20 protein-coding genes and 2 tRNA genes are annotated in these 22,224 nt (G+C 65.2%); 10 read left to right on the plus strand and 12 right to left on the minus strand.

Going from position 1 to position 22,224, the window contains the following annotated elements; translation table 11 throughout:
• Positions 1–109 precede the first annotated feature (109 nt).
• From A6F68_RS10220 to A6F68_RS10245, 6 genes are all read left to right on the plus strand, one after another.
• Positions 110–1,375 (plus strand): putative DNA modification/repair radical SAM protein, encoded by a 1,266-nt coding sequence (locus tag A6F68_RS10220; protein ID WP_418368982.1) that lies wholly within the window; start codon positions 110–112, stop codon positions 1,373–1,375.
• Positions 1,376–1,385: 10 nt separating this feature from the next.
• Positions 1,386–2,825: a UdgX family uracil-DNA binding protein gene (locus tag A6F68_RS10225; RefSeq protein WP_067679472.1), complete on the plus strand. Its 1,440-nt coding sequence runs from the start codon at positions 1,386–1,388 to the stop codon at positions 2,823–2,825.
• A gap of 1 nt (position 2,826) precedes the next feature.
• Positions 2,827–6,402 carry an error-prone DNA polymerase gene (locus A6F68_RS10230; RefSeq protein ID WP_067679475.1) on the plus strand — a complete coding sequence of 1,192 codons (3,576 nt, stop codon included), beginning with the start codon at positions 2,827–2,829 and terminating at the stop codon, positions 6,400–6,402.
• 69 nt (positions 6,403–6,471) lie between these two features.
• Positions 6,472–6,888 carry a hypothetical protein gene (locus A6F68_RS10235; protein ID WP_067679478.1) on the plus strand — a complete coding sequence of 139 codons (417 nt, stop codon included), beginning with the start codon at positions 6,472–6,474 and terminating at the stop codon, positions 6,886–6,888.
• Positions 6,889–6,926: 38 nt separating this feature from the next.
• On the plus strand, positions 6,927–7,550 hold the full coding sequence (locus A6F68_RS10240; protein WP_067679481.1) for a LysE family translocator: 624 nt from the start codon (positions 6,927–6,929) through the stop codon (positions 7,548–7,550).
• Between the two features lie 14 nt (positions 7,551–7,564).
• Positions 7,565–8,287 (plus strand): extensin-like domain-containing protein, encoded by a 723-nt coding sequence (locus A6F68_RS10245; RefSeq protein WP_232308116.1) that lies wholly within the window; start codon positions 7,565–7,567, stop codon positions 8,285–8,287.
• Here A6F68_RS10245 and A6F68_RS10250 read toward each other — a convergent pair.
• From A6F68_RS10250 to recJ, 10 genes are all read right to left on the minus strand, one after another.
• Positions 8,284–8,853 carry a TMEM165/GDT1 family protein gene (locus A6F68_RS10250; RefSeq protein ID WP_067679487.1) on the minus strand — a complete coding sequence of 190 codons (570 nt, stop codon included), beginning with the start codon at positions 8,851–8,853 and terminating at the stop codon, positions 8,284–8,286. The two genes, A6F68_RS10245 and A6F68_RS10250, sit on opposite strands and share 4 nt — an antisense overlap.
• A gap of 232 nt (positions 8,854–9,085) precedes the next feature.
• Positions 9,086–9,772, minus strand: a complete 687-nt coding sequence (gene phoB, locus A6F68_RS10255; protein ID WP_067679491.1) for a phosphate regulon transcriptional regulator PhoB — start codon at positions 9,770–9,772, stop codon at positions 9,086–9,088.
• Positions 9,773–9,836: 64 nt separating this feature from the next.
• Entirely contained in the window at positions 9,837–10,502 is a 666-nt protein-coding gene (gene phoU, locus A6F68_RS10260) for a phosphate signaling complex protein PhoU (RefSeq protein WP_067679494.1), read from the minus strand.
• Positions 10,503–10,515: 13 nt separating this feature from the next.
• Positions 10,516–11,304, minus strand: a complete 789-nt coding sequence (gene pstB / locus A6F68_RS10265; protein ID WP_067679498.1) for a phosphate ABC transporter ATP-binding protein PstB — start codon at positions 11,302–11,304, stop codon at positions 10,516–10,518.
• Complete coding sequence (gene pstA / locus A6F68_RS10270) at positions 11,301–12,563, minus strand: phosphate ABC transporter permease PstA (RefSeq protein WP_067679501.1); 1,263 nt, start codon at positions 12,561–12,563, stop codon at positions 11,301–11,303. The genes pstB and pstA overlap by 4 nt, the downstream gene beginning before the upstream one ends.
• Complete coding sequence (gene pstC, locus A6F68_RS10275) at positions 12,556–13,941, minus strand: phosphate ABC transporter permease subunit PstC (RefSeq protein ID WP_067679504.1); 1,386 nt, start codon at positions 13,939–13,941, stop codon at positions 12,556–12,558. Before pstC ends, pstA begins: the two co-directional genes overlap by 8 nt.
• Before the next feature lie 68 nt (positions 13,942–14,009).
• On the minus strand, positions 14,010–15,206 hold the full coding sequence (locus A6F68_RS10280) for an ATP-binding protein (protein WP_067679508.1): 1,197 nt from the start codon (positions 15,204–15,206) through the stop codon (positions 14,010–14,012).
• 64 nt (positions 15,207–15,270) lie between these two features.
• Positions 15,271–15,345, minus strand: a tRNA-Glu gene (locus tag A6F68_RS10285).
• Positions 15,346–15,374: 29 nt separating this feature from the next.
• A tRNA-Glu gene (locus A6F68_RS10290) sits at positions 15,375–15,449 on the minus strand.
• 71 nt (positions 15,450–15,520) lie between these two features.
• A complete protein-coding gene (gene recJ / locus A6F68_RS10295; RefSeq protein ID WP_067679511.1) occupies positions 15,521–17,302 on the minus strand; it encodes a single-stranded-DNA-specific exonuclease RecJ in 1,782 nt (593 codons plus the stop codon).
• A gap of 81 nt (positions 17,303–17,383) precedes the next feature.
• On the opposite strand from recJ, the gene A6F68_RS10300 reads away from it, so the two are divergent.
• The 3 genes from A6F68_RS10300 (at position 17,384) to A6F68_RS10310 (ending at position 19,291) form a co-directional block, all read left to right on the plus strand.
• The gene (locus tag A6F68_RS10300) at positions 17,384–17,866 is read left to right on the plus strand and encodes a flavodoxin family protein (protein WP_067682442.1); all 483 of its coding nucleotides are present in this window, start codon (positions 17,384–17,386) and stop codon (positions 17,864–17,866) included.
• 148 nt (positions 17,867–18,014) lie between these two features.
• Positions 18,015–18,737: a hypothetical protein gene (locus A6F68_RS10305; RefSeq protein WP_067679514.1), complete on the plus strand. Its 723-nt coding sequence runs from the start codon at positions 18,015–18,017 to the stop codon at positions 18,735–18,737.
• Positions 18,734–19,291, plus strand: coding sequence for an AHH domain-containing protein (locus A6F68_RS10310; RefSeq protein WP_232308117.1), 558 nt, complete (start codon positions 18,734–18,736; stop codon positions 19,289–19,291). Before A6F68_RS10305 ends, A6F68_RS10310 begins: the two co-directional genes overlap by 4 nt.
• Here A6F68_RS10310 and A6F68_RS10315 read toward each other — a convergent pair.
• Together A6F68_RS10315 and A6F68_RS10320 are read right to left on the minus strand one after the other, a co-directional pair.
• Positions 19,252–20,226 carry an NAD(P)H-dependent flavin oxidoreductase gene (locus tag A6F68_RS10315; protein ID WP_067679516.1) on the minus strand — a complete coding sequence of 325 codons (975 nt, stop codon included), beginning with the start codon at positions 20,224–20,226 and terminating at the stop codon, positions 19,252–19,254. The two genes, A6F68_RS10310 and A6F68_RS10315, sit on opposite strands and share 40 nt — an antisense overlap.
• A 113-nt stretch (positions 20,227–20,339) precedes the next feature.
• Entirely contained in the window at positions 20,340–21,383 is a 1,044-nt protein-coding gene (locus A6F68_RS10320; RefSeq protein WP_067679519.1) for an amidohydrolase family protein, read from the minus strand.
• Positions 21,384–21,631: 248 nt separating this feature from the next.
• Here A6F68_RS10320 and A6F68_RS14750 point away from each other — a divergent pair, with 248 nt between their 5' ends.
• On the plus strand, positions 21,632–22,162 hold the full coding sequence (locus A6F68_RS14750; RefSeq protein ID WP_074428312.1) for a GNAT family N-acetyltransferase: 531 nt from the start codon (positions 21,632–21,634) through the stop codon (positions 22,160–22,162).
• Positions 22,163–22,224 lie beyond the last annotated feature (62 nt).

The raw sequence follows: 22,224 nt of genomic DNA on the forward strand, positions 1-22,224 counted from the left end.
TTATCCTTCCGTAAGTGTCTGGGTTACCAATCTTGTTTCCTGATTTCCGTTTCATGCGTGCGACGGGCTGAGGGTAATTTGCCTTCAACGCCCTCTTGGCGAATCCTGCATGAGAACATATAAGGAACAGATGGGCACGCAGACCACCATCGAAAAGCTGGAAATCCTTGCCGATGCGGCGAAGTACGATGCGTCGTGCGCGTCGTCCGGCACATCCAAGCGCAACTCAACCGGCGGCAAGGGCATCGGCTCGACCGAAGGAATGGGCATTTGCCACGCCTACGCGCCAGACGGCCGTTGCATCAGCCTGCTCAAGATCCTGCTGACCAACCACTGCGTGTTCGACTGCCACTACTGCGTCAACCGCAAGAGCTCGAACGTGCGCCGCGCGCGGTTCACCCCGCAAGAGGTAGTGGACCTCACGCTCAGCTTCTACCGCCGCAATTACATTGAGGGACTGTTTCTCTCCTCGGGCATCGTCAAGAGCTCGAACCACACGATGGAGCAGCTGGTCGAGGTTGCGCGGATGCTGCGCGAAGAGCACGACTTCCGCGGCTATATCCACCTTAAGACCATCCCCGAAGCCGATCCCGAACTCGTCCACCAGGCCGGGCTCTACGCCGACCGCGTGTCGATCAACGTCGAGCTGCCGACCGATGCCGGCCTCACCCGCCTCGCGCCCGACAAGAACGCGCGGCAGATCGAGGGCGCGATGGGCAAACTGAAGAGCGACATCGTCGAGGCGAAGGACAACCGAAAGCGCTTTCGCCACGCACCGCGCTTCGCGCCAGCGGGCCAGTCCACCCAGATGATCGTCGGGGCGGATGCGGCAACCGATGCGGATATCGTGGGGAAGGCGAGCCGACTCTACGACAGTTTCCGTCTGCGCCGCGTCTATTACAGCGCGTTCTCGCCCATTCCCGATGCTAGCGCGGTGCTGCCGCTGAAGCGCCCGCCGCTGATCCGCGAGCACCGGCTCTACCAGTCGGATTGGCTGATGCGCTTCTATGGTTACCAGCCTAGTGAAGTCATGCAGGCGACCGAGGCGGACGGCAACCTGCCGCTCGACATTGATCCCAAGTTGGCCTGGGCGCTCAAGTTTCGCGAACGCTTTCCGGTCGACGTCAACCGTGCGTCGAAAGAGCAGTTGCTGCGCGTGCCGGGGCTGGGCGTGCGCGCGGTGGGGCGCATCCTTGCGAGCCGGCGGCACCGCACGATGCGGCTAGAAGACGTCGCCAAGCTCACCGTGTCGATTGCCAAGGTGCGCCCGTTCATCGTCACCGCCGACTGGCGTCCGGTGCTCCTGACCGACCGCGCCGACCTGCGTGCTCTGCTTGCACCGAAGCAGGAGCAGCTTGAGCTGTTTGCCGCATGAGGTTTTGGGCATGACCGCTCTGCAGCACGTCAAGCTCGGCACCTACTATGTCGTCGCGCTGCCCGAGGCTGACGATTTCGACTTCTGGCGCGAGCGGGCACGCGCGTTGGTACAGTGCGAGGTGCCGCCCGACCGGATCGCGTGGGTCGAGCCGGGCGGATCGGGCAGCCTGTTCTCGCACGGTGATCGCCGCCTGCCGGTGCCGCCCGCCGATGCCCCGCCGGTGCGCGCGAGCAAGGCGTTCGTAAGCCTCGCGAAGTCGGCGATCTGTCACTCCGATCCCGAGCGGTTCGCGCTGCTCTATCGCCTGCTGTGGCGACTGCAGGCCAATCCGCGCCTGCTCGAGGACGGGGCCGATACCGAGGTACGGCGGCTCGACGAACTCGCGCGCACCGTGCGCCGCGACATCCACAAGATGCGCGCTTTCGTCCGCTTCCGGCTCGTGGAGAGCGAGGACGAAGAGGCGGGAGAGCATTACGTCGCCTGGTTCGAGCCCGAGCATCATATCCTGCGAACCAACGCCGGGTTCTTCGTCCGCCGCTTCGCCAACATGAAGTGGTCGATCCTGACGCCCAAGGGTTCGCTGCACTGGGACGGTAACGTGCTCGAGGAAGGCCCGCCCGCGCAGCGCAGCGATGCGCCGCAGGGCGATCCCACGGAGGATCTCTGGCGCAAGTACTACGCATCGATCTTCAACCCGGCGCGACTGAAGATAGGGGCGATGCTCAAGGAAATGCCCCGCAAGTATTGGAAGAACATGCCCGAGGCAGTGCTTATCCCCGAGCTGGTCGCCGGGGCGCAATCGCGGGAGTCGCAGATGGTCGCAGCAGGTGCGCTGGAGTTCGACGAGCGACCCGAAACGCTTGAGGCAATCGACAAGGCGATCCACGCCTGCCGCAAGTGCCCCATCGGTTCCTTGGACAACCACGCGGTGATGGGGGAGGGGCCGAAGGACGCCGCTTTGATGATCGTCGGCGAACAGCCGGGCGACCAGGAGGACCTCGCCGGACGACCATTCGTCGGCCCCGCGGGGCAGCTGCTCGACTGGCATCTCGAACGCGCGGGGATCGACCGGCGCAGCGCCTACGTCACCAACGCGGTCAAGCATTTCAAGTTCGTGCAGCGGGGCAAGCGGCGGCTGCACCAGTCGCCTACGGCCAAGGAGATCGATACCTGCCGCTGGTGGGTGGAAAGCGAGCGCCAGATCGTGCAGCCCAGGCTGATCCTCGCGATGGGCGCGAGCGCGGCGCGCGGGATGCTCGGCAAGACGGTGAGCATCTCGAAGGCCCGCGGGGCCCCGATACCGCTCGAAGACGGCAGCGAACTGTGGGTCACCGCACACCCCAGCTACCTGCTCCGTCTCGACGGCGCAGCGCAGGAAGAACAGTCGCGGCTGTTCGATGCCGATCTTGCCGCGGTGAAGGCGCGCCTCGCGGAACTCGCGGGATGACATGCCCGAGAACGACCTCCTCATCCCGCGCCGGCGGATCGAACTCGACGACCCGTCGGCCGTAGCCCCGCCGCCGCGCGCTGCGTTCGTCGAGCTGGGGCTCATTTCCAACTTCAGCTTCCTGCGCGGTGCATCCGACGCGGTCGACCTGGTACTGACCGCCCATGCGCTCGGCTACGATGCGATCGGCATCGCAGATGCGAACTCGATGGCGGGCGTCGTGCGGGTGCACACCGAGGCGAAGACTCTCAAGATGCGGCCCGTCATCGGCTGCCGGATCGAAACGGTCGAGGGGCTCGCCTTCCTCGCCTATCCCACCGACCGGGCCGCCTACGGCCGCCTGTGCAAATTGATCAGCGCAGGCCGGATGCGCACGCTCGAAGGCGAATGGCAGGCCAAGGGCGCGTGCGACATCGACCTTGCGATGCTCGCGAAGCATGCCGAAGGGGTGCAGCTGATCCTCCTGCCGCCGGACGATCTGGGGGCCCGCTTCGTCATCCCGGCATGGGCAAGCAACGTGGTCACGCTCGGCGGCGAGCAGGCGCAGGAAGCGGTCGGCGGGGATTTCGCCCAGCTTATCGGACATCTGGTTGCGGGCCTTCCCACCCTCCGCCACCTCGCCGCGAGCTACCTCCACGTCGGCGACGATATCGCGCGCATCGACCGGCTCGATTCGCTGGCGAAGGACCATGGCCTGTCGCTGCTCGCGACCAACGACGTGCACTACCACACCCCCGAGCGGCGCCCGCTGCAGGACGTGATGGTGGCGATCCGGCACAAGACCACCGTGGCCGAAGCCGGACATCTGCTGTTCGGTAATGCCGAGCGGCACCTGAAGGGTCCTGCCGAGATGGCGGCGCTGTTCGATCGCTGGCCCCACGCCATCGCCGCGGCGCGCAGCGTGGCGGATGCCTGCGACTTCACGCTCGACGAGCTGCAGTACGAATATCCGCAGGAAATCTACCCCGACGGGATGACACCGCAGGCGTTCCTCGAAGGCGAGACGTGGAAAGGTGCCGAGTGGCGCTATCCGGGCGGCTTGCCGGATGCGGTCCGCGCGACCTTGCACCGCGAGCTGGCGCTCATCGGCAAGCTCGACCTTGCGCGCTATTTTCTCACGATCAAGGACATCGTCGATTACGCGCGCGGGGTCGATCCGCCGATCCTGTGCCAGGGGCGCGGAAGTGCGGCGAACTCGGCGGTCTGTTATTGCCTCGGCATTACCAGCGTCGACCCGGCGAAGCACGCGCTGCTGTTCGACCGCTTCATCTCGGAAGAGCGCAAGGAGCCGCCCGACATCGATGTCGACTTCGAACACGAGCGGCGCGAGGAGGTGATCCAGCACATCTATCGCCAGTACGGTCGCCACCGCGCCGGGCTCTGCGCCACGGTGATCCACTACCGCCCGCGCATGGCCATCCGCGAGGTGGGCAAGGCGATGGGCCTGTCGGAGGATGTAACCAGCGCGCTCGCCCGCACCGTGTGGGGCGGGTGGGGCAAGGAAATCGGCGACAAGCACGTCGAGGAGACGGGCATGGACGTGACCGATCCGCACTTGCGGCGCGTCCTCAAACTGACCGAGCAAATGATTGGAATGCCGCGCCATTTGTCGCAACACGTCGGGGGATTCATCCTCACGGACGGGCCGCTGACCGAGACCGTGCCGATCGGCAACGGCGCGATGCCCGACCGCAGCTTCATCGAATGGGACAAGGACGACATCGAGGCGCTGGGCATCCTCAAGGTCGACGTGCTTGCGCTGGGGATGCTTACTTGCATCAGGAAATGCCTCGATCTCATTGAAAACACGCACGAACGCACGCTTACGCTGGCCACCGTCCCGCGCGAGGACCCCGAGACATACGCGATGCTCCGCAAGGGCGACTCGCTCGGCGTGTTCCAAGTCGAGAGCCGCGCGCAGATGAACATGCTGCCCCGCCTGCGTCCGCGCGAATTCTACGACCTCGTGATCCAGGTCGCGATCGTGCGCCCCGGGCCGATCCAGGGGGACATGGTGCACCCCTACCTCAAGCGCCGCCGTGGGGCCGAACAGGTCGTGATCCCCGCGCCGAGCCCCGAGCACGGCCCGCCCGACGAGCTCTCCAGCATCCTCGAGCGTACGCTGGGGGTGCCGATCTTCCAGGAACAGGCGATGAAGATCGCGCTCGACGCGGCCAAGTTCTCCTCGCTCGAGGCGAACCGGCTACGCAAGGCGATGGCGACTTTCCGCAGCCGCGGCATGGTCGACGAGCTGCAGGACATGATGGTCGAGCGGATGGTCGAGCGCGGTTACGATCGCGAGTTCGCCCAGCGCTGCTTCAACCAGATCCGCGGCTTCGGCGAATACGGCTTTCCGGAGAGCCACGCGGCCAGCTTCGCGCACCTCGTCTACGTATCCAGCTGGCTCAAGTGCCACTTCCCGGCCGCGTTCGGCTGCGCCTTGCTCAACTCGCAGCCGATGGGTTTCTACGCCCCGGCGCAGATCGTGCGTGACGCCGTGGAACATGGCGTCACGGTGCTGCCCGCCGACGTCAACGCGTCGGAATGGGATTGCACGCTCGAAGTCGTGGGCCAAGTGGAAGCAGGGCGGCGCGACAGCACCAGTCTGGACCGGGGCCGCCTCGACCGGCATATCGCCCTGCGCCTCGGTCTCAGGCAAGTCGATGGATTGCCCGAGCACGTCGCCGCCCGGCTGCTGGCCGAACGGGCCGAGCGCGGATCATTCGCTGACGTCACGGCGCTGCGCGACCGTGCGGGCATTTCGCCCGCCCACATCGAGCGGCTCGCCAGCGCCGACGCCTTCCAGTCGATCCATCTCCCTCGGCGCCAGGCATTGTGGGACGCGCGCAGCCTGATCGGAGGGCCCGACCTGCCGCTGTTCGCTTTTGCCGAGGCGAGGGACGAAGGCGGCGAGGCCGTGCCCACCGCGCTCCCCCGCATGCCGCTCTCCGAAGAGGTCGTCGCCGATTACCAGACCACCCGCCTCAGCCTGAAGGCGCACCCGATGGCGTTCCTGCGCGCTTCACTGGCCGAGCGCGGCTTCGTGCGCGCCTGCGACCTGCGTGCGCGCAAGTTCCGCAGCATGGTGCAGGTCGCCGGCGTCGTACTCATCCGCCAGCGGCCGGGCAGCGCCAAGGGCGTATGCTTCATCACGCTGGAGGACGAGACCGGGGTCATCAACCTTGTCGTCTGGCCCGACCTCAAGGAAAAGCAGCGCAAGGTGGTGATGGGATCGCGGCTGATGGAGGTGCGCGGCCGGGTCGAATACGACGACGAGGTGATCCATGTGATCGCCCACCACATGACCGACGCGACGCACGAACTCCACCGCCTCAGCGACGACCTCATCAAGACGCCGATCGCCCGCGCCGACCACTGCAACAACCCGTTGCCTGCGCGCTGGGGCCCGAAAGACGATCTGCGCGAGGGTGCGGACGATCCGCACCAGACCCAGGCAGTCGAGCCGTGGGAGCCGCCACCCCCCAACAATCGCGAATGCGGGTTCCATGGCCATCCACGCGACGCGCGCATCGTCCCGAAGCTGTTGCCGCTCCCCCCGAGCCGAGACTTCCACTGAATCGTCCCGATCCGGGTCGGCAGGCAATCGCCGCATTCCCCGACTCGCCCGCCGGTGTAGAGTGCGGCCATGCGCACCGCCGCCGCCCTGTCGATCGCCGTTTCCGTCGCTGGCACGGGAGCGATGGCCTACGATCCGATCGTCATCGCACGCGGATGGGAGCGCGTCGACGCTTTCGACGATGGCGCATGCTCGGGGGAGATCGGCACCAATGGCCGCTTCTACGTGATCTCGGCCGCCGGATTCGAACCCGGCGAACGGACCTTCCTGACCATCACCAACGGGGACATGCGTCCGATCGAACGCCCCGTCCGCGCCGATGGCCGGGGCGAATGGCACGATTACTACATCCCGTTTCGCTACAACCGCGGCGAGGGCGGAGACGTGACCGTGACCGTGTCGGGCGAAAGCTGCGTTGTGCCCTTGGGCTTCACCTGGAGCCGCGCAAAGGGATGGGAAGTTCCGCCACCGCTGGTCCCGCGCTGACAGTTCCCGAATCGCCGCCAGACCTCTAGCGGCGGGGAGTGGTCGATCCGGAACGTCTTGCCGCCTTCGCGCTGATGACCGCCGCGACGAGCGTCGTCCCCGGCGTGTCGATGCTGTTCGTGATGGGGCAGACCATACGGATCGGGTGGCGCAGCGGGGCTGCGGCGCTCACAGGGTTGCAGATCGGCTACATCGGCTGGTGGCTTCTCGCAGCGGTAGGCCTCGGCACGCTTGCGACGGCGTTCCCTGCCGCCTTTGCGGCCTTGGCGGTCGGCGGCGCGCTGTACCTGGCATGGCTCGGCGTGAAGGCCATCCGCCACGGTGGACGGGCAGGGCCTTCCATCGAGGCCGGAAAAGGTTCGCTTCACGCCTTGCGTGACGGCATCCTGGTTGCGCTCGGCAACCCCAAATCCCTGATCTACATCGTCGCGCTGCTTCCACCGTTCGTTGACACGAAGCAATCGATCGGCCCCCAACTCGTCGTCATGGCGGTAGCCGCCCTTTTCATCGACGTGATCGTGGGAGCCATCTATATCGCCGCCGGCCAAGGCCTGACCGCTGCGATGAGCGATCCGCAAACCCGGCGACGCCTGGATATCGCCATCGGGCTGCTCTTCCTCGCTATCGCGCTCGGCATTCTGGCGGAAATGGCACTTCGATGAAGTGGAGCGCCATCTTGAAGCGCCTGCGAGGCGCGCGCCTGTCGCGCATCGACCATCTCGCGTTTTCGGCGCTCCTTCTCGCCGCGTTGGTGCTTGCGGCCAAGGGGTGGCTCGACGCGCACCCCCAGCACAATCCCTGGGCGCCGCTCGACCTGCGCGATCCGCCGGGCTGGGCGACCCAAGCAAAGATCGCAGCCATGCGCAGCGACGCAGCGATTTGTCGCGGCGTTCTTGAACGCAGCGAGATCGCATTCGAGACGCTCGATCCGGCGGGCGAGGGCGCGTGCGCCCGAACCGACCGCACTTTGCTGAGCCAGGCCCCCTTGCGCCCGAACGTACCGCCGACGACCTGTGCTGTGGCCGCTGGCGTGGAGATCTGGCTGCGCGATGCCGTCCGACCCGCGGCGCAGGAGGAGCTCGGTGCCCCCCTCGCGAGCATTGAGCATTACGGCGCCTATTCGTGTCGTCGGATGTACAGCCGAGACGACGCGCCCTGGAGCGAGCATGCGACCGGCAACGCGATCGATGTCGCTGCCTTCGTGCTTGAAGACGGAAGGCGGATCACCGTCCTGCGCGACTGGGACGGCGACGACGCGGAAGCGCGTTTCCTGAGGCGTGTGCGCGATGGTGCCTGCGGCCCGTTCGGAACCGTCCTCGGCCCCGAATACAACGCGGCCCATCGCGACCACTTCCACTTCGACCAGGCGGCACGCGGCCTGGGCGGCGTTTGCCGCTAGCGAAGCGCGGTTTCCACGATTACCCACGCACCGATGGCCAGGAACAGGATTGCAGCGATGCCGCGCACCACGCCAAGCGGCACTCTCTCGACGATACGGTTGCCTAGATAAACCGCAGGAACGTTCGCCAGGAGCATTCCGAGAGTGGTGCCGGCCGTAACGAGCCAGACGTCGCGGAACTGCGCGCCGAGCGCGATGGTCGCGATCTGCGTCTTGTCGCCGATCTCGACCACGAAGAACGCGACCAATGTGGTGAGAAAGGCCCCGAAACCCGATGGACCGGCGCCCTCGTCGTCATCCAGCTTGTCGGGCACAAGTGTCCACGCTGCCATGAGGATGAAGCTTACGCCGATCGCGTAACGAAACCAGCGCCCGTCAAGGAGCCCGGCGATCGATTGTCCCAGGAAGGCTGCGATGGCGTGATTGGCCAGCGTGGCGAACAGGATTCCGAGAACGATCGGCACCGGCTTGCGAAACCGTGTCGCGAGTACGATCGCGAGCAACATGGTCTTGTCGCCGATCTCTGCGAGCGCAACGACTGCGACCGAGGTTATGATGGCTTCCATTGGAATATCTCCGGGCCGGACCGACGAGACTGCAACGACACCCGCCTCCCGTCCGGCCGGACGAAAGCGGGTGCCATTGGTCTCGCCCAAGCGACCTGATCGCTCCCCCGCGCCACGGCCTCTCGACCGAGTATGTTGACACGAAGATACCACCCTAAGGCGGTGGGCTACTCCCCAGATGACGGCCGACAGCTAGCAATACGGGAGACGGAACGCAAACCCGCCCGTGGTCCTATCCCTCGAGCGAGTAACCCGCTGAGCGCACGGTGCGCACCGGGTCCTTCGCACCGTCAACGGATATGGCTTGCCGCAGCCGACGGATGTGCACATCGACCGTGCGCAGTTCGATCTCGCTCTCGGTGCCCCAAACCCCATCAAGAAGCTGGCTGCGGCTGAACACGCGGCCCGGACTTTCCATCAGGAACTTGAGCAGGCGATATTCGGTAGGACCGAGATGAAGCGGCTGCCCGCGACGTGCAACGCGGTGCGCGACCGGGTCGAGCGACAAATCGCCGACCGTTATGCTTTCGCCTGCCAGCGCGGGGCGGATGCGGCGCAGGACGGCCGCGACGCGCGCCAGAAGTTCGCGCGGAGAGAATGGTTTTGTCAGGTAGTCGTCCGCTCCGGTCTCCAGGCCGCGGATCTTGTCGTCCTCGCCTTCGCGCGCGGTCAGCATGATTATCGGCACATGCGCGGTCGACTTGTCGCGGCGCAGTCGGCGGCAAACCTCGATCCCGCTGGTGCCTTCGATCATCCAGTCGAGGATGATCAGGTCGGGTGTGTCCTCGGCCGCGAGGAGCAGCGCCTCGTCACCATCGGGCGTTGAGCGAACCGAATATCCTTCGTTCGAGAACCGATACTCGAGAAGCTCGGCGAGCGCGGGGTCGTCTTCGACCAGGAGAAGCTTGGCGGCGGTCATCGGCAATCACCCGACACCAGAATTGTTACACCTTCACGACGATCCTGTGTCGCGCTCCGCACCGTCAGAAGTCGGAGTCGACCGGGTAGGCGCCAGTCGCGGCATAGTGAACCATTTCGGCCACGTTGGTCGCATGGTCGCCGATCCGCTCAATGTTGCGCGCGACGAACAGCAACTGGGCGGCCGAGCTGATCGTCGAGGGGTTCTCGACCATGTGACTGACGAGGTTGCGGAAGAGAGATTCGTAAAAGTTGTCGACCTTCTCGTCCGTCAGGATGACCTCGCGCGCGAGGACCGCGTCGCGGGCGGCATAGGCCGTCATGGCATCGTGGACCATCTCGGCGGCGATCTCTCCCATCGCAGGGACGAGCGTGAGCGGGCCGAATTTCTTGCGATCCTCAATCTGCCGCCCAGCCTTGGCGATCGCTTTGGAATAATCGCCGATCCGCTCGACTACGCCGGCGATCTTCAACGCCGCGATGACTTCGCGCAAGTCGTCAGCCATCGGCGCGCGCAGCGCGATGATGCGAACGGCCAGCTTGTCGACCTCGCTTTCCAGCGCATCGAGCTTCTTGTCGTCGGCGATGACCTGCTCGGCAAGCGCGTCGTCGCCCTTGACCAGCGCATCCATCGCGTTCTGCACCGCGACCTCGGCCATGCCGCCCATCTGGGCGATCAATCCGCGCAGCTTGGTGATGTCCTCGTCGAAGGCCTTGACGGTGTGTTCCATGCTTTTCCGTGTCCTAGCCGTAGCGGCCCGTGATGTAGTCCTTGGTCCGTTCCTCGAGCGGATTGGTGAATATGTCGGACGTGCGACCATACTCTACCATGTTACCGAGGTGAAAGAACGCAGTGCGCTGGCTGACCCGCGCGGCCTGCTGCATCGAATGCGTGACGATGACGATCGCGTAATTGCCGCGCAGTTCGTCGATCAGCTCCTCGATCTTGGCGGTCGCGATGGGGTCGAGCGCCGAACACGGCTCGTCCATCAGGATCACCTCGGGATCGACGGCGATGGCGCGGGCGATGCAGAGACGCTGCTGCTGGCCGCCAGACAGCGCGGTACCGCTGTCGGTCAGCCGGTCCTTGACCTCGTTCCACAACCCTGCGCGCTTAAGCGAGCGTTCGACGATCGCGTCGAGCTCGGCCTTGCCTTCGGCCAGGCCGTGGATGCGCGGGCCGTAGGCGATGTTCTCGTAGATCGTTTTCGGGAAGGGGTTGGGCTTTTGAAATACCATGCCGACCCGTGCGCGAAGCTGCACGACGTCCATCCCTGACGTGTAGATGTCCTCACCATCGAGCTCGATCGTGCCCTCGACGCGAGCCGACGGGATGGTGTCGTTCATGCGGTTGAGCGCGCGCAGGAAGGTCGACTTGCCGCAGCCCGACGGACCGATGAAAGCGGTGACATACTTCGACGGAATGTCGATCGACACCTCGTCTATCGCCTTCTTCGCGCCGTAGAACACCGACACGTCGCGCGCGCGGATCTTGGCGTCGGTCACCTCGAGGTTGGGATGGACTACGGTCACCAGGTCTTCTCGAATTTGTTGCGCAGGTAAATGGCGAGCCCGTTCATCACGAGCAGGAACAGCAGTAGCACGATAATAGCCGCGCTTGTGCGCTCGACGAAGCCGCGGTCGATTTCATCCGACCACAGGAAAATCTGCACCGGCAGGACGGTCGCGGGCGATGTAAAGCCCGACGGCGGGGTCGCAACGAACGCGCGCATGCCGATCATCAGAAGCGGCGCGGTCTCGCCCAGCGCGCGGGCCATGCCGATGATCGTCCCGGTGAGGATGCCGGGGAGGGCAAGCGGCAGGACGTGATGGAACACGACCTGCACCGGGCTCGCGCCAATGGCCAGCGCGCCGTCGCGAATGCTGGGCGGCACCGCCTTGATCGCGTTGCGTCCGGCGATGACGATGACAGGCATCGTCATGAGCGCAAGCGTCATGCCGCCGATCAGCGGGGCCGAGCGCATGTTCGGGAAAATCCACAGGAAGACCGCCAGGCCCAGCAGGCCGAAGATGATCGAAGGCACCGCGGCGAGATTGTTGATCGAAACCTCTATGAGGTCGGTCCAGCGGTTCTTGGGCGCGTATTCCTCAAGATAAAGGGCAGCGAGCACACCGATCGGGAATGCGAGCAGCAGCGTGACGAACATCGTCAACATAGAGCCCTTGAGCGCGCCCCAGATCCCGACAGCCTGTGGATCGGTCGCATCCGAACGCTCGAGGAAGCCTATGTCGAACCGGTTGGCGAGCTTGCCCTCATCCGAAAGGCGGTCGGCCAGCGCACGCTCTTCGGCCGAACCTTCGCCAGACAGGCCGGCGGCAAGGTCCGAACTTGCCGGAAGGTACATCGTTTCGGCACGGCGAAGGAGGCCTGGATCCTCCGCGATTGCTGCGGCCACCTCGCGCCAGGCGTCGCCGGACACCTCGGCTCCTCCGGCATCGCCCAGTTCCTTCGCGGCGAAGAACTCGATTACCTGGGGCAGGCCCTGGCCCTGCAGACTTTGCTGGATATCGACCGGGTCGGTCAGCGACGGGTCGAGCGAGAGGCCCGCCTGGGTGAAATCGACCGGCACGCGCAACTCGGCACGCTGGAACCCTCCGATCCCATTCGCGACCATGGTCGTCAGCAGGAACAGCAGAACCGCCACGGAGACGAGGATCGCCGTAAGCCCGAGCGCCTTGAACCGTCGCTCGGACGCGTAGCGCTTCTTCAGCCGGGCCTCGAACGCCGGCGTGCGGGTGGGGGCCCGGAAGGTTTCGGCCGACTCACTCATAGGCTTCACGGAACCGTTTGACGACGCGCAGGGCGATGAAGTTAAGCGCGAGCGTGACCATGAACAGGACGAAACCCAGCGCGAACGCGCTGAGCGTCGCGGGGTGATCGAAACTGCCTTCACCCGTCAGCATGGCGACGATCTGCACGGTGACGGTGGTCATCGCATCGAGCGGGTTGGCGCTGAGGTTGGCTGCCGTCGAAGCGGCCATGACCACGATCATCGTCTCGCCGATGGCGCGGCTGACGGCGAGCATGACACCGGCAACGATGCCGGGCAGCGCCGCGGGAATGAGCACGCGGCGAATCGTTTCAGACTTGGTCGCGCCCATCGCGAGGCTGCCGTCGCGCATCGCCTGCGGGACCGCGGCGATGCTGTCATCCGCCATGGAAGAGACGAACGGGATGATCATCACGCCCATCACGAGGCCGGCGGCGAGGGCGCTTTCCGAACTGGCGCCAGCGAACCCGATCGCCTGCGCCGCATCCCGGATTGCCGGAGCGACCGTAAGGGCGGCGAAATAGCCGTAGACCACCGTCGGCACACCGGCGAGAATCTCGAGGGCTGGCTTGAGCCACTTGCGCCACGACGGCCGTGCATACTGGGTCAGGTAGATCGCGCTCATCAGCCCAAGCGGGATAGCTACGATCATCGCGATGATCGCGCCGATGAAGATCGTCCCCCAGAATAGCGGGATCGCGCCGTAACGCGTCGGGTCGGCCGAGGTGGGCGAGACCATCGGATCGGGCGACCACATCGTGCCGAACAGGAAGTCGATCGGCGAGATCATCCCGAAGAAACGGATCGTCTCGAATACGAGACTGACGAGAATGCCCAGCGTCGTCAGGATGGCTACAAGCGACGCCACCAGCAGGACCGCGAGCACGGACCTTTCTACCCGGGTGCGCGCAGTGAATTGCGGCTTGAGCCGGAGGAACGCGAAGGCACCCGCAGCCAGCGCTATGCCCAGCGTCGCGAGTATGCCGATCAGGCGGTAACGCGCGATCGCCGCGCGATAGGGTTCGACCAGCGCCGCCGCATCCGGGTGGGTGGTAGTCGAAGCCACCCCGGTCGCGACCGCGCGGGCCTGCGAGAGAATCGCATTGCGCTGGAAGTCGAACGCCGGAAGCCCCGCCGCTGCCGGATCGGCGAGGACCGATTGCTGGACCAGGTTTGGCGCAACGGACGTCCACACCGCGGCGAATACGAGCAAAGGCACCGCGATCCACAGGGCAACGTACCAACCGTGGTAACTCGGGAGAGCGGCCAACCTCTGTCCCGCGTTGGCCTTGCGAAAGCCCCACGCCCGCGCACGGCCCGCCAGCCAACCCGCGAGCGCGAGGCCAATCGTCAGGAGAAGGAGGAGCGATAACGACATTCTGAAGTGGTTCTATCCGCGAGGAGCCGGGCGGTCGCGTGGGCCAATGCGTAAGTTCTGTGACGGTTTCATGACAGTTCCTGCTCCCCGTCGCTGCTTAGCGGAATACGAACCTCGACCGTCGTTCCCGTACCGACTTTGCTGTCGATGTCGAGCCGCCCCCGGTGCCGCTCCACGATGTGCTTCACAATTGCGAGACCAAGACCCGTTCCTCCCGACGCGCGGCTGCGGCCCGGATCGGTCCGATAGAAACGCCGCGTGAGGTGGGGGAGGTGCTCGGGCGCAATGCCATCTCCTTCGTCGCGTACGGTGAAACGCGCATTGTCGCCCTGGCCGTGTACGAGCGTGACGTGAACCGGGCGGTCTTCAGCCCCATACTTCAGCGCGTTGTCGACTAGGTTGCGGACCAGCTGCTCCAGCTGCTGCTGATCACCCCGCACGACAAGGCCGTCCTCGAGCTCGAGCTCGACCCGCGTGATTCGCTCGGCACCCGCTGCATCGCGGGCCGCGCGGTCGACGAGCGGCTTTAGGTCGATCCGCTCGGAGGGCTGGTCGTGCTTTTCGGCCTCGATGCGCGACAGCGACATAAGGTCATCGACGAGGCCTTTGAGGCGCTTGGATTCGCGCAGGATGGTGCCGAGAAACTTCTCGCGCATCGCCGGGTCTGCGCCACCGTTCTCTTCTGCCAGTGTTTCGGCGTATCCGATTATGGATGCCAGCGGCGTGCGCAGTTCGTGGCTCGCGTTGGCGACAAAATCGGTGTGGGAGCGGCTGATGTCGGCCTCGGCCGTGCGATTGATCAGTTCGATGACCGCCATTCCGTCACCGAGCGGCTGACGGCTCACGCGCCAGATGTCGTGACGGCGCGCCAGTCCCTTGACCGTGCGTGTCTCTGCCCGATCGAGCTGTGCGAGGGCAATCGCATCGGGGTGGCGCAGCGCGACGCGCACATCCTGATCTACGATATGGGCGCCAAGTACCTCGCGCGCCGCCTGATTGGCGATCACGATCCGGCCCTTCTCGGTGAGAAGCAGGGGCGTTCCGGAGTGCTCGATCAGCTCACCCATCGTGTCGCGGGAAAACCGCGGCCCGCCGTTGGCCGGCTGCACCGGCGGCGGTTCGGCGATCGCCAGCCACAGCGATCCCACCCAAAGGAGGAGGACTGCCAGCGCCAGCCAGGGTTGTTCGCCGAGAATCAGAAGTCCGATCGCGCCAAGCACCGCAAGGGCGATGCCGAGCCAGGGAAGGTTGCGACGCGGCTCCATCGGGGGCGGCCCTAGCGGCGCGCCAAGGCACGCGCCAGTCTCAAGACTGTCATATTGGATGATCTGGTGACCCCTACGGGAATCGAACCCGTGTTTCAGCCGTGAGAGGGCCGCGTCCTGACCGCTAGACGAAGGGGCCATCCATGCGAATGGCACGCGCTTTCCGGATGGTGACCCCTACGGGAATCGAACCCGTGTTTCAGCCGTGAAAGGGCCGCGTCCTAACCGCTAGACGAAGGGGCCACGCCCGGAAGCGTGGCGGGCCCATTAGGGGCGGGGGGAAGCGCGGTCAACCCTGCCGCGCGTTCCCGCGCTCAATCTGCCCAGGCCGCATCTTCGATCTGGAGTTCCGCCTGTGGCCGGTCGCCCCAGTCGTCGATCTTGGCGCGCCCCGCGAGCCAGAGCGTGCGACCTCGAGATCCATGGATCAGGGCCTGACCCAAGGCCGTTTCCGCGGCACGGAAGGCGATCGTCTTGAAGCTTTTCCCGTCCATCCCGCTGGCAATCGCACGAACGTGATCGGTGCCGACGACATCGACCTTCACGAGTCGCACGGGGCCCACCGCGACGCGCGGAGCGGGCCAGCCTACGCCGAAAGGCCCGGCTGCATCGAGGGCCTCGACGAGCGAAGGGGTCAGGCCACCGGGCGCCAGCGCCAGGTCGAGCGGCATCGATTCGCTTTCCTTCGCCCGCGCAACTGCGGCACCGAGCCTCGAATCGAGCCAATCGGCGAGGGCCGCAAGCTTTCCAGCATCGACCGTCAGGCCGGCGGCCATTGCGTGACCGCCGCCGGCAACGAGCAATCCTTCTTCCCGCGCCGCGATGATCGCCGCTCCCAGGTCGACACCCGCGATCGAGCGCGCCGAGCCCTTGCCGACGTCGCCGTCGAGCGCGACCACGAGCGATGGCTTGCCGGTCTTCTCCTTGATCCGGCCGGCGACGATCCCGATCACTCCGGGATGCCATCCGTGTCCGGACAGGACGTGGACCGCGCGGTTGTGCTGGCCTTCCAGGAGGGCTTCGGCTGCTGCCTGAACTTCGGCCTCGATCGCCCGGCGCTCCTCGTTGAGCGCGGAAAGCTGCGCCGCAATCTCCGCAGCTTCGGCCGGGTCCTCGGTCGTCAGCAGGCGCACGCCCAGCGTCGATTCGCCCACGCGTCCGCCAGCGTTGATCCGAGGACCCAGCGCAAACCCGAGGTCGCTGCATTGCGGACTGCGCTTAAGCCGACTCGCGTCGATCAGCGCTGCCATTCCCACGTTGGCGCGCCGTGCCATCACCCGCAGGCCCTGGGCGACGAAAGCCCGGTTGAGCCCGCGAATCTGCGCAACATCGGCCACCGTTCCAAGCGCGACCAAGTCGAGCAGAGCCATGAGGTCGGGTTCTTTCCGATCCCCCACGAAATAGTCGCGGGCGCGGAGGGTGCGGACCAGCGCCACGCCAAGGAGGAAGGCCACGCCGACCGCGGCGAGGTGCCCATGCTCGGAGGCTTCCGCACTTTCGTCGAGCCGGTTGGGGTTTACCAGCGCGGCGGCAACGGGGTTTTCCGCCGCGCACTTGTGATGGTCGACCACGACGACGTCGATCCCTGCCGCGTGTGCCTGCGCCAGTGCATCGTGCGCCATCGCACCGCAGTCGACCGTGACGATCAGGCTCGACCCTTCCTCGCCGAGACGGACGAGTGCCTCTCCGCTGGGGCCGTAACCTTCGAGGAGCCGGTCGGGGATGTAATAGCGGGCATCGTGGCCCAGCGACCGCAGCAGCCGGACGAGGAGCGCTGCACTGGTGGCACCGTCGACATCGTAGTCGCCGTAGATGGTGACGGTCTCTCCGGTCATGACGGCCTGCGCCAGGCGCTCGGCTGCGGTGTCCATGTCGCGAAAGTGCGAAGGGTCTGGCAGAAACGCACGCAAGGTCGGAGCGCGGTGGCGATCGAGATCGTCGCGCTCCACTCCTCGAGACAGGAGAAGCTGAGTCACCACGTCGTCGAGCGCGCCGGACGCTTCGCCCAGGTCCATATTGCCGCCGCGCCAGCGCCATGACTTTCCCGAAAGGGAGCGTTCGACGCCAAGGACAGGTCTGAGCGAATGGGACGCCATCCCTTCCGTCTAACGCGGCAAGCCGGCGGCGCATACCCGTGCACGATTGACAATCGACAGCGTGGCCCGATGGATGGCGCGATGGATGCGTCGTTGCTCATCGCCTGGCACAGCCGGACCGGAGCGTCCGAAGCTATGGCGCGCGCAGCGTACGAAGGTGCGTCGGGACACGCGCGGCTTCTCTCGGCCGAGGCGGTTGGGCCAGCTGATCTGCTTGCCGCAAGCGGCTACCTTTTCGTCTGTCCGGAAAACCTCGCGACGATGAGCGGCCTGATGAAAGAGATGTTCGACCGCTGCTATTACCCAGTCCTCGGCCGCATTGAGGGCCGTGCCTATGCGACCCTAATCGCGGCAGGCTCTGACGGGGAGGGAGCACAGCGCCAGATCGACCGCATCGCGACCGGCTGGCGACTGCGACGGGTGGCCGAACCCATGATCGTCAATCTCCACGCGCAGACACCCGAAGCGATCCTGGCACCCAAGACGGTCCCAACGGAAATCATACGGCAATGCCATAAACTGGGCGCCGCGCTTGGAGAGGGGCTCAAAGCGGGCATGTTCTGAAATATCACATCCGTTTCGGCGACAATCGTCGATGTGCGGACTCGACGAAGCGATTGTTTTGCGGCACCAAATCGGGCGAGATTTGCACGGGGAAGGCCGGTTCATCGCACCGAGTTGGTCCAGGGAGGATAGCGCAGAAGAGGGCGCGATGCTGTTGCTCTTTCGGGTGGGGCAGCGGCCAGGTTTCGACGCACTCACTGCCGCCGTGGGTAGCGTCACCGGTCTGACAATTTCTCATCGGCTGACCGACCCAGCGTCGGGCGCCGTCACCGGATGCGAGCTCCTGCGTGATGGCATGACCTTCGATATTGTCGGACTCCAGCCTGCGGACGCGCCCGACACTCCGCCGTTTCGCCATCGATATGGCCTTGCCGCAGGGTTCGAAGATGGAAGCACGGAGCCGGTCTATATCGCTCCTGGACCGCATATCTCGGCCGGAGCACATTCGATGCCGGTCGTTCGCACCATGTCCGCAATCGTCTCCGCACTGGTGGGGTCGCTACCGGGAGTACAGGCTGTGGCCTGGCCTCCTGCAAGCGCGATTGTCGGAGCGGAGTTCTTCACCTCGAGCGTCGAGACATGGATTGCCGGCGGAGCATTCCCGTCGCTGGGTCTCACCGCGTTCGCCGATGACCTCGAAGGCGGCATTATAAGCGAGGGGCTGTCGTGGTTTACCGGGCAGGAATTGCGTCTTGCCAACGACATCGCCAAGGACAGGGCCGGTTCCGTCAGGCTCGGAGTGCGCCTCGTCAACCAACTGGTCCTGCAAGGCAAGGTGACCACAAACGAATTCATCGTCGCACCCGATGGCGGCCGTCTGGCGTTGGAACCTACACGTGACGGAAAGGTGGTGCGAGTGCGGCGGGCGTGAGGTTCCATTCGGTTCGGCTTGAGCGTCCGCGGATCCCCTTCCGCGCGGTCAATCGCCCCGGCAGCGTCGATTACGATCCAGCGCTCCAGCGACATCACCTGCTTCCCCGCCAGTTGCTCGGTCGCAAGTGCTTCGCGGGACTTCTTGGGGCCATCGATGCCCGGCGCTTGGGATTCGATGACTTCCGCCACAACGGCGTTCTCTTGCCGGCAAAGGGCGAGGCGGCAGTACGCCTGGGCCTTCCGCTTCATCGAGGGCCGCACCGCAGCTACAACGCCATGGTCATCGAGCGTGTCGGCCAGATTGAAGCACGCTGGGTGAGCAAGAGCCCTTCGGCGCCCGATGAGGCCGGGGAAGAGGCCCTTTTTCGCCTCGCATTGCTCCAGCGCGCGCTGAGACGGCGCCTGATCGATCCGCCCCGGGCACCTCTGAGGCTGAACAAGAACGACCCATTGGGTACCGGCTTCGACTTCACGGAACTCGATGCGATGGTCGACCAGCTATGGGGAGCCACTCACAGCACCTTGGCAGCGAGTTCCTCCTTGGCGGCCTGATATTGCGCGTGGAGCGCATCGACCCGCTCCGCGACCGTATCGACCGCGGTCACCATGCCGACGCCTTGGCCCGAACCCCAGATGTCCTTCCATGCCTTGGCCTCGGTATTGCCGCCGCTGCCGAAGTTCATGGCCGACGGATCGCTTACGGGCAGGTTGTCCGGGTCCATTCCCGCCGCCTCGATCGAGGAGCGCAGGTAGTTGCCGTGGACGCCGGTGAAAAGGTTGGAATAGACGATCCCGTCGGCCTTCGCTTCCACGATGGCGTCCTTGTAGCGCTGGTCGGCGTTGGCCTCTTTCGTGGCGATCCACGGTGAGCCGATGTAGGCGAAGTCCGCACCCATCGCCTGCGCCGCCAGGACCGAGCGGCCGTGCGCGATCGAGCCCGACAGCGCGACCAGGCCGTCGAACCAGGTGCGGATTTCCTGCATCATCGCAAAGGGGCTGAGCGTTCCCGCATGCCCGCCCGCGCCGGCGGCAACGGGGATCAGGCCGGTCGCGCCCTTCTCGATCGCCTTGCGGGCGAAGCGGTCGTTGATCACGTCGTGCAGCGTGATACCGCCCCATCCCTTGACCGCGGCAAAGACGTCCTCGCGCGCGCCGAGCGAGGTGATGACCATCGGCACCGCCCACTTGGCGCAGACCGCCATGTCCTCGTCGAGCCGGTTGTTCGACTTGTGGACGATCTGGTTGACCGCGAATGGCGCGGCCGGCCGGTCCGGGTTGTCGCGGTTGTGCTCGGCCAGTTCCTCGGTGATCCGGTGGAGCCATTCGTCGAGCATGCCCGACGGCCGGGCGTTCAGAGCCGGGAAGCTACCGACGATGCCTGCCTTGCACTGCGCGATGACCAGCTCCGGCCCCGAGACGATGAATAGCGGCGACCCGATCACGGGGAGGCGCAGGCGGTCAAACGGGGCGGGCAGGGTGGTCGGCATCGGCTACTCCGGTTGTAGTTTGCAACCGGACTAACCGGTGGCGTGGAGGCTGTCGAGAGGCGCGAAAGGCGACACGAAGGCGACACCAAAATCGCCTGCCTGCGCTACGCACGTCAGGGCGTGAGAAGGTGCTCCAATCCGTAGAACCGCGCCGCCGTCCCGGCGAACAGGGCACGCTTCTCGCTGTCAGACGCGCCGCTCGCGAGCCGCTTGAACGCATTCCACAGCACAGGGTAGCTCGCGCCCCAGCGGTCCACCGGGTAGTTGCTCTCGAACATCGCGCGGCTCGGCCCGAACGCTTCGATGCAGGTCTCTATGTACGGCTTCCACATCGCGGCCAGTTCCTCGCTGCCGAGGCCTGCGGCGGGGCCTCGATCGGGCAGCTGGCAGAACGCCATCGCCAGGCCGCCGAGCTTGACGGTGACGTTCTCGCATTCGGCAATGGTCCGAATGTTCGCACTCCAGCGGTCGAAGTTCTCCTCCAGCTTGCCCTTGTAGCTCGCGATGCCGAGCGGCGTACCGCAGTGGTCGAGCACGATGGGCTGGTCGGGAAAGGCGCGCGCGAGGTCGAGCACGTCGCCGAGTTGCGGTTCGAGCAGCCAGGCATCGAAGGTCAGCCCACGCTTGCCGAGCTCGGCGAAGCCCTCGCGAAACTTGCTTTCGCGGTAGAGCCCCTCGGGATGATGGAACGGCGGGCCGAGCACTTCGGGGTCCGCGTCCCACGCGGCGGCGTGGCGGATTCCGACGAAGCGCGGCGAGGCGGCGGCGAGCGCGTCGAGCACCATCCCCGCGCCGCTGCCGAGAGTGAGGTCCGCATGCCCCACGATGGCCGCGCACGGGCGGTAGTTGCCGTAGAGCCCGCTCGCTCCTTGCGCGGCGACGCCGTTCACAAACTCGACCTCGCCGACCGTCTTCAGCTCCTCGCCGCGCGAGGCATCGTAAAACGCCCCGCATTCCATGAACACGGTGCCGACCACATTGTGGCCCGACTGTGTATCGGCCTGCAATTCGTCGAAGGTGTAATAAGGCGCGCCCACCAGCGCCTCGAGAAAATCGTGCCGCGGCTCGGGGAACGCGTTCACCAAGGGCCGCAGGTCCCACAGGTGGTGGTGGGGATCGATGATCGGCAGATCGGGTTCGAGGATCGCTTCGGTCATCTGACGCTCTCCCGCTGGGCCCCGTTTGTCGAGGGCATGTCACACTTGTCACAGTGTCCAGGGGGATGGAAGCGGGGAAGGGTGGTCAGCGAGGTTGCGACAAAAGAGGAAGGCGCAGGTTTGGGCACCGAGCGAGCCTAGGCCGAGCATATCGATGTAGGAAAGCGAAACGTCCGCAAACAACCCCATTGCGGGCGATCGGATGGTCAGTGATTGTATATGGTAATTCACTTGCGAACGGACGCGTCATGAATCCCCTCATTGAACTTATTGCGCCAGAACCGAAACACGCGAAGCATTGGCATGTCTGGCGGAATCAGCCCTTGAGTAAACTCTATAATCCGATGCTGGATCAAACACCGGACCAGTTGAGCGAACGCCTCTCACGTTCCCAGCCAGACCTGTCAGCCGGCGCTCAGCAGGAATTCCGTTGGATAGTGCATTATAGCGGAGAACCGATTGGCACCGTTTCCCTTAATGAGGTATCATACCGCCAGAAGCATGGTGCTATCGGTTACCATCTTGATGAAAGATTTCATCAACGTGGGTTTGGACGAATTGCAGTCTCGATGCTCATCGAGCGGATATTCGCCGGGACAGATCTGCACCGATTAATTGCAACTATCAGCGCTCCAAACATCGCCTCAATCAAACTGATAGAGGCCGTTGGATTTCGCCGCGAAGGTCTACTGCGTGAGCACTTCCTCATCGGTGGATCTTATGTTGATGTGTTCAGCTATGGCCTTTTGCGGGGCGAGGAGACTACCCACCAGAGATAGCGCAGATCAAGCTAGGGCCTCTCGGCCAACGCCCTCTCTTAAATTGGAAACATGTCCGCTCT

The organism is Tsuneonella dongtanensis (assembly GCF_001698205.1).
Taxonomy (GTDB): Bacteria; Pseudomonadota; Alphaproteobacteria; order Sphingomonadales; family Sphingomonadaceae; genus Tsuneonella; species Tsuneonella dongtanensis.